The organism is Streptomyces sp. NPDC006544 (genome assembly GCF_040611715.1).
Taxonomy (GTDB): domain Bacteria; phylum Actinomycetota; class Actinomycetes; order Streptomycetales; family Streptomycetaceae; genus Streptomyces.
On the sequence record NZ_JBEXOV010000165.1, the window covers coordinates 1 to 10,050 of the forward strand.

The 10,050-nt window shown below is 73.1% G+C and carries 11 protein-coding genes and 1 pseudogene; 6 read left to right on the top strand and 6 right to left on the bottom strand.

Translation table 11 applies throughout. From position 1 onward, the window contains the following. A pseudogene (locus ABZY44_RS36350) lies at positions 1–158 on the bottom strand (RdlA protein); the annotation flags it as partial. Positions 159–436: 278 nt separating this feature from the next. Between ABZY44_RS36350 and ABZY44_RS36355 the strand changes: the two are divergent. Continuing rightward, entirely contained in the window at positions 437–1,006 is a 570-nt protein-coding gene (locus ABZY44_RS36355; protein ID WP_356661600.1) for a hypothetical protein, read from the top strand. Between the two features lie 170 nt (positions 1,007–1,176). After that, the gene (locus ABZY44_RS36360) at positions 1,177–1,416 is read left to right on the top strand and encodes a chaplin (RefSeq protein WP_356661602.1); all 240 of its coding nucleotides are present in this window, start codon (positions 1,177–1,179) and stop codon (positions 1,414–1,416) included. An 84-nt stretch (positions 1,417–1,500) separates the two neighbouring features. Here ABZY44_RS36360 and ABZY44_RS36365 read toward each other — a convergent pair whose 3' ends face one another. The 5 genes from ABZY44_RS36365 to ABZY44_RS36385 all read right to left on the bottom strand — a co-directional run bounded on the left by ABZY44_RS36365 (position 1,501) and on the right by ABZY44_RS36385 (position 4,333). Then, positions 1,501–1,845: a hypothetical protein gene (locus ABZY44_RS36365; RefSeq protein ID WP_356661604.1), complete on the bottom strand. Its 345-nt coding sequence runs from the start codon at positions 1,843–1,845 to the stop codon at positions 1,501–1,503. Between the two features lie 155 nt (positions 1,846–2,000). Then, on the bottom strand, positions 2,001–3,065 hold the full coding sequence (locus tag ABZY44_RS36370; protein WP_356661606.1) for a chaplin: 1,065 nt from the start codon (positions 3,063–3,065) through the stop codon (positions 2,001–2,003). A gap of 121 nt (positions 3,066–3,186) precedes the next feature. Continuing rightward, the gene (locus ABZY44_RS36375) at positions 3,187–3,417 is read right to left on the bottom strand and encodes a chaplin (RefSeq protein WP_356661618.1); all 231 of its coding nucleotides are present in this window, start codon (positions 3,415–3,417) and stop codon (positions 3,187–3,189) included. A gap of 241 nt (positions 3,418–3,658) precedes the next feature. Further along, entirely contained in the window at positions 3,659–4,069 is a 411-nt protein-coding gene (locus tag ABZY44_RS36380; protein ID WP_356661608.1) for a rodlin, read from the bottom strand. Between the two features lie 117 nt (positions 4,070–4,186). Further along, positions 4,187–4,333, bottom strand: coding sequence for a chaplin (locus ABZY44_RS36385; protein ID WP_356661610.1), 147 nt, complete (start codon positions 4,331–4,333; stop codon positions 4,187–4,189). A gap of 175 nt (positions 4,334–4,508) precedes the next feature. Here ABZY44_RS36385 and ABZY44_RS36390 point away from each other — a divergent pair, with 175 nt between their 5' ends. The 4 genes from ABZY44_RS36390 (at position 4,509) to ABZY44_RS36405 (ending at position 9,946) form a co-directional block, all read left to right on the top strand. After that, positions 4,509–5,627 (top strand): DUF3344 domain-containing protein, encoded by a 1,119-nt coding sequence (locus ABZY44_RS36390; RefSeq protein WP_356661612.1) that lies wholly within the window; start codon positions 4,509–4,511, stop codon positions 5,625–5,627. Positions 5,628–5,760: 133 nt separating this feature from the next. Beyond that, positions 5,761–6,909 carry a glycosyltransferase gene (locus ABZY44_RS36395; protein ID WP_356661620.1) on the top strand — a complete coding sequence of 383 codons (1,149 nt, stop codon included), beginning with the start codon at positions 5,761–5,763 and terminating at the stop codon, positions 6,907–6,909. A 74-nt stretch (positions 6,910–6,983) separates the two neighbouring features. Next, on the top strand, positions 6,984–8,525 hold the full coding sequence (locus ABZY44_RS36400) for an exopolysaccharide biosynthesis polyprenyl glycosylphosphotransferase (RefSeq protein WP_356661614.1): 1,542 nt from the start codon (positions 6,984–6,986) through the stop codon (positions 8,523–8,525). 2 nt (positions 8,526–8,527) lie between these two features. After that, the gene (locus tag ABZY44_RS36405) at positions 8,528–9,946 is read left to right on the top strand and encodes an O-antigen ligase family protein (protein ID WP_356661616.1); all 1,419 of its coding nucleotides are present in this window, start codon (positions 8,528–8,530) and stop codon (positions 9,944–9,946) included. Positions 9,947–10,050 lie beyond the last annotated feature (104 nt).

Below are 10,050 nucleotides of genomic sequence, written 5' to 3' on the forward strand. Positions count from 1 at the left end.
GTCGTCTTCTGGTTGCCGTAGATCTGCTGGGCACCGTTCCCGTTGACGGTGTTGACCCCGTTGTCGTTGCCGATGGCCATGGCCGGGGCCGCGACAGCAGTGCCCGCGCCGATGGCGGCGGCGGTGACCGCGGCAGCAGTCATGATCTTCTTGAGCATCTTGATCCTTTTGTCGCACGAGTGCCCGCTAGTGGAGCGCCCTGATCAACTGCCCGCACGGAGGGTTGGTTCCGCTGCTTCACTCAAACGGCCTGCGGGCGGCCAGGTTTCACCGGGTCGGGTGGACCGGCCCCGGACACGTGCGCGAAGCCCGTACGCAGCCCGCAACGGGGGTGCGCGGCTCCCGGTCCGGTTGCGGTCCGTAGAAGGTGTTCGCACGGTGGGTGAGGAGGCGGCTCGCTCGGGTCCCCTTCCGCACGACCATCGAAGGAAGTTCCATGCACCGCACCAAGGCGTCCCGCATCCGCGTCCTCGTCCCGTCGGCCCTCGCAGTCGTCATACTCACCGGCGCGGCCGCCCCCGCGGGCGCCGCCGAAGGTGCCGGGGCCGGCGCCGTCGAGAAGCGGGTGGCGGCGGCACAGGAGCAGATCGACGAGAGGGTGGCCGCCGCCGGCCCCGTCGACGACCTCCTCGCGCAGATCGGCAAGATCCTCGCGGATCTGACCAAGAGCCTGGGCACCCTGCTCCCGGGGATCAAGATCCCCGAGATCAAGCTGCCGTCGCTGCCGGACCTGCCGGCGATTCCGGCGATTCCGGCGATCCCGGAGATCCCCGGCCTCCCGCTCCCGGAGATTCCGGAGATCCCCGACGTCCCGATCCCCGACATCCCGGCCCTCCCCGTCTCCGACCCCGTCGGAGCGGTTCCCGGGGTACCCGCCGTCCCGGCGGGGCCCGCCCTGCCGGCGGTACCCGCGGTGCCCGTCGTCCCGGCGGCGCCCGTCAAGACGCCCGCGGGCCTGGTGCCCCAGCTCCCGGCGGTCCCGTCGGTGCCGGACCTCCTTCCGTAGCGGAGCCGGACCGGACCCCCACCAGGGCCCGGAACCGTCCAGCCGGTTACGACTATTGGGCTGAACAGGTCTGATCGCGCGCGGAACCGTGTCGTCCGGGCAGGCGGACCGTTTCGCTCGATGTGAGCCCCGGCGTCGGGGCAGAACATCGAAGAGAAGGTGCACTTCCCATGAACACTGCCAAGAAGGCCGCCCTGGTCCTGGCCACCGCTGGTCTCGCTGCGGCCGGTGCCGCCGGCTCCGCCATGGCCGACGCGTCGGCCGAGGGCGCGGCCGTGGGTTCCCCCGGTGTCCTCTCGGGCAACCTGGCCCAGGTCCCGGTCCACGTCCCGATCAACGTCTGCGGCAACTCCGTGAACGTGATCGGCGCGCTGAACCCGGCGTTCGGCAACACCTGCGTCAACGACTGACGTCCGACGCACCACACGACTGTGGGCGCCCCCGGCCAGGCCGGGGGCGCCCACAGTCGTCGCGCCGGGAAGACGGACGGAACGTCAGTGGTGGCCGCCGCCGTTGAGCTTCACGCCGCCGAGCAGCGGGGACGCCTGCGTGGCCCCGTTCGCGAGGTGCAGCACCTCGCCCGGCGCGTTGTTGCGGACCTCGTTGACCTTCTGCACGGTGGTCAGGACCTTCTCCACGCTCTCGCCCTGCTCCGCCATCCCGTTGGCCACGGTGTTGGGGAGCGCCTCCGAGACGGGGTTGACCGCGCCCAGGACCTCCGTGAGTCCGCTCGTCGCGCTCATGGGGACGGCCGACGCCTCCGTGGCGAAGGCGGGGGAAGCGGCGCCGAGGGCGGCGACGGAACCGACGACCACGGCGGCGACCTTCGAGAGCTTCATTATCGAAATCCTTTTCCCGTGGCGACCCTCGCCACTATCGCCCTGGCTAACGATTCCCCGACGTTACGGAAACGCGGAACCGAACACGGCGACGGCCGGAGAATCCGACAAGGGGACTCTCCGGCCGATACTTCTTCTGATTACCGGTATTGCCGTCAGGCGATACGGGACCTCCGGTACAGAATGGCGCCGCCCAGGACCAGCGCCGCGGCGAGGGCCGCCGCGGCACCGGGCTGCCCGGCGCCGGTCGCGGCGAGCTCCCCGACGGGGGCCTGTGCGGGCGCGGCGACCGGAGCCGCCGGCGACGCGGCGGGGACGGCCACGGGCGCGGACGGCGCGGGGACCGGCGCGGGCGGGGGTGCGGGAACCGGGGGCAGGTGGACGGGGAGGTCGCCGGCCGGGGGAGCCGGGGGCTGGTCGGCCGGCCGTACGTCCTGCGGTACCGAGGGCGCCGGGTGCTCCGTGAACTGGCTGCCGCGCGGAGGCATCGGCGCGGGAGCCTCCTGCGCGACGGGGACCGGGGCGGGGAGCGTGTGCGCCTCCTCCACGGGGGCGGGTACCGGAAGGGGTCGGGGTGCCTCCGGGGCCGGGTGCTCCGCCTCGGGCTCCGGCCGGGGCATCGGCTTCGGTGCGGGGGGTGCGTGGTGCGGGGCGGGCGGCCTAGGCTGCTCGGCGTGCGGCTTCGGCGGGTGCTGCGGCCTCGGCTCGGGCCTCTCGGGAGCCGGGTGGTCGTCGCACCCCTCCTCGCCGGAGTTCCCGTAGCCGTCCTGGTGCGGGGCGCCGCCCTGGTGGGGGACCCGCGGGGCTTCCCCGTAACCGCCTTGCTCGTGCCGCTCCTCGTGGCGGGCCCCGTGCCGCTCCTCGTGCCGCGCCTGGCGCTCGTCGAGGTACTGCGCGAAGGCATCCGCCTGCTCGGGGCTGAGGTAGCGGTCGTAGGCGTGGTCGTGCCGGGCGCCGGACCCGGTCGTGGTGGCGCAGTGGTTGCCCATCGCGGGGTTGAGGCCCGCTCCGGCGTCCACGGTGTTGCCGCACACGTTGGGGGCGAAGGTGACCGGTACCGAGACGCTGTTGCCGGCCAGCACGCCCGGGGAATGCGAGGCCTCGGCCATGGCTCCGGGGAGCGCGTAGGCCGCGCCGGTCGCGATCGACAGCAGGCTCGACGCGGCGGCCGCGGTGAGTACCCCCTTGCCCAGTACCTGTCGGCTCAGTACCTGTCGCATGGGTCCTTCCCTGTCTACCGGCGCGGTGGCCGGTGCTGAATCGGAGGTGGCCCCGGAGTGCACCGCCGTGCACTCCGAGGCCACCCCGAGGAGGTCTGCCCTTGCGGGCGCAGGCGCTGTGTCAGGCGTTGACGCAGGTGTTGCCGAACGCGGGGTTCAGCAGCGCGATCACGTTGACGGTGTTGCCGCAGAGGTTGACGGGGACGTGGACCGGGACCTGGACCAGGTTGCCCGACAGGACACCCGGGGAGCCGATGGCCTTGCCGTCGGCCACGGAGTCGGCCATGGCGGGGGAGGCGGCACCGGCGGCCATCAGGATGCCGGCGGCCAGCACCACTGCCTTCTTGTACATCATTTGTTTTAGATTCCTTCCCGCAGAGGCGTATCCACTGCAGAAACAACAACGAGTGCGTGAGGAAAAAGCAACCGGGGATTTTCGCGAGCGGTCCGCCATTTCACTCAGATGCTCGCGCGTCCCGAATTCTGCCGCATTTCTCCGGCCCGCCCTGCCTGCTATTCGAATCCCGACATGCGGCGAGGCCGCCGCGACCCGAAGGTGCGGCGGCCTCGCGGGCGCGGTGCGCGGGGTGCTGTCAGCTGCCCGCGGAGGCGTTGCCGGACAGGACCGGGATGTTGCTGAGGATGTGCGAGAGGGCCTCGTCGCCCTTGGCCTGCGTGGAGTTCTCGGTGCACTGCTGGTTCTGCGGGCTGGACAGGACGGGGATGTCCTGGACGCCGACGTTGACCAGAGCCAGGACGGACTGGACGTTGGCCTTGGCGGGCAGGGCGATGCAGGGCTTGTTGAAGGAGCCCTGGATGAGCGCCATCTGCGGGCTCATGTTGCCGTAGGTGGCCTGGTTGCCGTAGATCTGCGAGGCCCCGTTGCCGTTCACGGTGTTGATGCCGTTGTCGTTGCCGATGGCCATGGCCTGCGGGGCCATGGCGGCACCCAGACCGACGAACGAGGCGGCAACCGCTGCTCCGGCCGCAAACTTCTTGATCATGATGGTCCCTTTTTTGCAGGATTGCCCGGTACTCAAGCACCCGGATCAACGGCCCGGCCGTGGTCCGGGTTGCGCCTCTTCACTCGGATGCCGAAGTTTCGGGCTGCTCGGTTGACGTCAGACGTTGACGCGGGAGCCGCCGGACGCGGGGTTCGGCGGGGCGATCGCGTCGACGGCGCGGCCGCCGACGTACACCGGGACTCCGGCGGGGCCCTGGAGCAGGTTGCCGCTCAGGACGCCGGGGGACCCACCCGCGAGGCGCATCTCCGCTTTCCCTTTCGGTTCGAACAATCTCGCACGCCATAACGACCCTCCCGAGCCGAGGGTGCGTGCTATCGCCCAAAAGGCCGTATGAGCGAGTCCGGCGTGATTTCCCGCCTGAGTTCTGACAAAGTTCACTTTTGTTTTGTCCCCTTGATCGAAAAATGGAGACGGGGTCATGGGTTCCTCCCGCAGAATCCTCGGCACGCTCGGTCTGCTGTCCTGCCTCGTCCTTTCGGCGAACGTGCCCGCGGCGGGTGCCGCGGCCCCGCCGGGGAAACGGACCCCCCTGATCGGAGAAGCGTCCCGGGTTCCCTTCACCCAGCGCTACCAGGCCGCGCTGCACGGCGGTCTGGTCCGTGCCTCCAACTCCTCCATCGGCTGCCGCAAGGAGGAGACCCCGCAGGCCGAGCCGTGCGCCGCGGTCAACAAGGGGGCGGCCGGGACCAACGGCGACTTCGAGATGTTCTACGACGAGGTCGACAAGGACCCGGACACCTACAACTCCACCCGGGCCGAGCTCAAGGTCCCGCCGGGCGCGAAGGTCTCGTACGCCCGTCTCTACTGGGGCGGGAACCTGCGCGTCGGCGAGCAGAAGCCCCCGGAGGACAACGGCCGGGTGCTGGTCGCCGAGCCGGGCGGCGCGTACAAGGAAGTGCTGGCCGACACGGTGATCGGACACCGCAGCGACGACCGCGGCGATGCCTATCAGGCCTCCGCCGACGTCACTCCGCTGGTCCGCAAGGGCGGCACCGGGATGTGGACGGTGGCCCAGCTGAACATCGCCATGGGCCACTCGGACATGGGCGCCTGGGGCGGCTGGACGCTGGTGGTGGCCTACGAGCACCCGCAGGAGCCGGTACGGAAGGTCTCGATCTGGGACGGCTTCGAGTCGCTGGCCGCAGGGGCCGGCGAGGCGGCGGGTGAGACGGTCGAGATGGCCGGCCTGGACGCCGCGCCCGGGGCTTCGGGACGGGCCGGGGTGGTCGCCTACGACGGCGACCGCGGCTCGCTCGGGGACTCACTCACGGTGACCGCCGACAGTGGACGCCGGATCGACCTGAGTGATGCAGAAAATCCTTTTAATGATGTTATGAATTCCACGATCACGGAATTCGGGCATCACTCGTTCGTGCGACAGCCCGAACATATGAATAACCTCGGATATGACGCGGACGTGTTCGATCTGAGCCCCGCCCTGTCCGGTGGCGCCCGAAGCCTCACCTTCGGATTCACGGGTGAAAGTCAGGGTCAATTCCTCGGTGTGCTCTTCGTTCAGACAGACGCGCGCCGCTGAACGCAGGAGACCACTCCACGTGCCAACGCAGCCTTCACCACCGCCCTCCTCCCCGTCCTCCACCTCCTCTCCGCCGACACCTTCCGCATCCGCCGCCCCCGCCGCCCCCTCACCGGGGAGACCCCCGTCGGTCCTGCACCTCGTCCAGCCCGTCGATGGCGGCGTTGCCCGCGTCGTCGTCGACCTCGTCCGCGCCCAGTCCGCCGCCGGACTGCGGACCGTGGTCGGCTGCCCGCGCGGCGGGCAGCTCGCCGAAGCCGCACGCGACGCCGGGGCCGAGGTGTTCACCTGGCGCGCGGGGCGGGCCCTCGGACCGGGCCTGGCCGCCGAAGTGCTCGGCGCCCGCCGCCTGATCGGGCGTGTCGTGCCCGACGTCCTGCACGCCCACAGCGCCAAGGCCGGGCTCGCCGGACGGCTCGCCGTGCGCGGCACCGTCCCGACCGTCTTCCAGCCGCACGCGTGGTCCTTCGACGCGGTCGGCGGGGCCACCGCCGCGCTCGCGCTGCGCTGGGAGCGCCTGGGGGCCCGTTGGGCCGACCGGGTGCTCTGCGTCAGCGAGGCCGAACGCCGCACGGGCGAGTCCGAGGGGATCGCGGCCCGCTGGTCGGTGATCCGCAACGGCGTCGACCTCGGTCACTTCCGCCCCGGCGATCCGGACCCCGCCCGGGACAAGGCGCTGGCGCGCGCCGAACTGCCCCTGCCCGCCGTCCTGCGGGGCGACGGGCCGCTCGCCGTCTGCGTCGGCCGGCTCTGCCTGCAGAAGGGGCAGGACATCCTGCTGCGGGCCTGGCCGGAGCTGCTCGGCGCCGTCCCAGGAGCCCGCCTCGCACTCGTCGGCGACGGCCCCGACACGGAACGGCTGCGCCGCACGGCCCTGCCCGGAGTGCACTTCGCGGGTGCCGTCCGCGACATCCGGCCGTGGCTTCGGGCCGCCGATCTCGTTGTACTGCCGTCGCGCTGGGAAGGCATGGCGCTCGCCCCGCTCGAAGCCATGGCCTGCGGCCGCCCGGTCCTGGTCTCCGACGTCAGCGGTGCCAGGGAGAGCCTGCCGCCCGGCCACGCACGGCTGTGCCTGGTGGAGCCGGAGGACCCGACGGCGCTGGCCAAGGCCCTGGGAGGGCTGCTCGCCGAGCCCCGGCTGCTCGCCGAACTCGGGGAGCAGGCCGAGCGGCACGCGCGAACGGACTTCGACGTGCGGCGGACCACGGACGCGGTCACCGGTCTGTATCACGAACTGCTGGGCAGGCCCCGGCCCTTGAACCAGGAGCGCATCAGCCGATGACGATGGACAGCGCACCCCCCCGGCACACCGGGCAGGGTGCCACGGGGCCTGCCGGAGGCAGCACCGGTGCCGGCATGACCAGCACCACCACGACCGGCAACGCCGGCATCAACACCACGATCAGCACCGGCCTCACGGCGGCCGTCAACGCCGTCACCCCCGGCGCCACCGCCGTCCGCCGGTCCGTGACCGCCATCCACCCGCCGCGCGGGCCCAAGGCCGACCAGGCCCGGACGGCCCTCCGGCCGCAGCGGGTCCGCCGCCGGGACGGGATCCTCCCGCTGCTGAACGCCGACGCGCTCGCCGTCGTGGCGACCGCCGCCGCCCTGCCAGGACTGGAGCCGGCGCGCGGAGCGGCCGCGCCCCTCGCCCTCCTGCTGGCCGCGCTGCACGCGCAGGCCGGGCTGTACCGGCCGCGGCTCGCCCCCTCCGCACTCCTCGAACTGCCCGCCCTGGCCGGACGGGCGGCCGTCCTGTGGTGCGGGGCCGCCGCGGTCCTGGCCGCGGTCGCCCCCGCCGAGGCCCTGGGCTGGGGAGTCCTGCTCGGCGCCGTCTGCCTCCAGGCCGTACTGGCCTGCGCGGGGCGGGGGTTCGTCAACCAGCTGCGCCGCCGCACCCACCTCCGGCGCCCCGCCTCCGCCCTGGTCGTCGGACCCGGAGCCGGGGCGAGCGCGGTCGCCGCCGCCCTGCACGGTCGCCCCGAGTACGGGCTGCGCCCCGTGGGACTCGCCGACACGGCCGTGAGGACCGGCGCCGGCGCCGACGGGGGAGCGGGAGTGCCCGTCCTGGTCACCCACGAGGACATCCGGCGAGCCGTCATCCAGAACTCCGTCCAGGACGCCGTCTTCACCCGCCCGCCCGAGGCCGACGAGCGCACCGCCTCCCTGGTCCGCCTCTTCCACGACCACGGCTGCCGGCTCTGGCTCGCCGACCCGGCCGGGACCGCGAAGATCACCGGCATGCGCGTCGCGCAGCCCGCCGACCAGCTGTGGGGGTACGCCGTGCAGCCCCTGCTGCCGCGCCCGGCCCGGCCCGTGGAGCGCTTCGCGAAGCGGGTCATCGACTCCTCGCTCGCCGCGCTCGCGCTGCTGGCGGCCGCGCCCGTGATGGGCGCCTGCGCGCTGGCCGTACGGGTCTCCGACGGACGCGGGGTGATCTTCCGGCAGGAGCGGGTCGGCCTGTACGGGCGGCCCTTCACCCTGCTGAAGTTCCGCACCCTGCGCGCCGACGCCCACGAGTCCGCCACCCGGTGGACGGTGGCCGGCGACTGCCGGATGAGCCCGATCGGCTCCTTCCTGCGCAAGTCCTCGCTGGACGAGCTGCCGCAGCTGTGGAACGTGGTCCGCGGTGACATGAGCCTGGTCGGGCCCCGCCCCGAGCGGCCCTTCTTCGTGGCCAAGTTCAGCAGCGTCCACCCCGGTTACGAGGCCCGGCACCGAATGCCCGTCGGCATCACCGGCCTCGCCCAGATCAACGGCCTGCGGGGGGACACCTCCATCGAGGACCGGGCCCGCTTCGACAACCACTACATCGACACCTGGTCGCTGTGGCAGGACCTGTGGATCCTGGCCCGCACCGCGGCCTCCTTCTTCCGCTTCCGGCTGGGGGGCAGCTGAGCATGAGCCTTGCCGCACCGACGTCCTGGGCCCGCCCGGACACCGCCGATCTGCTGCGCCGGCACTGGCCGCTGCTGCCGCTCGCCGCGACCGTACTGGCGCTGCTCGCCCCGCTGCCGGCGGGCGACGCGACCGCCTCGGGAAAGGTCGGCCCGGCCGACGCCGCCTCCCTGCTGCTCGTGTTCGTCTGCGGGATCCAGGCCCTGCGGGGCCGCGTGCGGACCCTGAGCCCGCTCGGGGTGTTCGTCCTCGGGCTGCCCGCAGTCGGGCTCGCCGTCTCCACCGTGACCGCGGGGGACCCGTACGCCGCCCTGCCCGGCTTCGTCCGCTACCTCCAGGTGTTCGTGCTGGTCCCGGCGGCGATCGTGCTGCTGGTGCGCGACGCCGGGGAGTTCCGGCTGGCCGCCGGGTGCTTCGTGGTGCTGGCGCTGGTCCAGGGCGCGGTGGGCGTGGTGCAGTTCGCCACCCACACCGGAGCCTCCTACCAGGGCGAGGACATCCGCGCCGTGGGCACCTTCGGCCCCGGCGACGTCATGGGCATGGCCACGGTCGTCGCCTACGGACTGGTCGTCGCCACCGCCGCGGCGCTCGCACCCGGGCTGCCGGCGCGGGTCCGCCGGGTGGCCGGCGCCTCGGCGCTGCTGCTCGTGCTCCCGCTGGTGCTGTCCTTCAGCCGCGGCGCGTGGATCGCGACCCTCGCCGCGGCCGTACTGGTGATGGCGCTGGCCGGGATCCGGCGGGCCCTGAAAGTGCTGGTCGCCCTGGCCGCCGCGGGCGTCGTGCTCGTGGGCGGCCTCGGCGTCGGATCCGAGATGGTGGCGGAACGGCTCACCTCGATCACCCAGGTCTCCGACGCGCCCGACCAGTCGGTCACCGACCGCTACACGATGTGGGCCGCCGCCGAGTCGATGTGGCGCGAGCGCCCCGCGGTCGGGGTCGGCCTGAAGGGCTTCCCGGCCAACCGGGACGCGCACTCCGGGCTGGCGCTCTCCTCGGGCAGCGACACCGCGGGCGCCGGCCAGGCCTACATCCGCCAGCCGCTGCTGTCCCCCCACAACATGTACCTGCTGGTGCTGAGCGAGCAGGGGCTCATCGGGCTGCTGGCACTGGCAGGCGGCTGGCTGGCGCTGCTGGTGGCGGGCCTGCGCCGGTGCATGGCCGACGGCGCCGCGCTGCGGGACTGCGGGCTCGTCGCGACCGGGCTGTTCGTGTGGCAGCTGACCGACTTCCTCTACGCCGACATCGGCGGCCCCTCGACCGTCCTGACCGGAGTGATCATCGGCATGGCGGCCTGGTGGGCCCTGCCCTCCACGGGCGTCGCGGGCGGGACGGTCCGGACCGCACGGCCGGCCCGCACCGTCCTTCCGGGCGGTACGCCGCCGGCACGGCCGGCCGCCCCCGAGGGTGCGGCCACCCGGTGACGGACACCACGCCCTGGCGGCGGCCCGCAGCCGCCGCGCCCCCCGGCGCCCCCCCCGCCGGGCGCGCCCCCCCCCCCCCCCCCGGGCCCCCCCCCCCCCCCCCC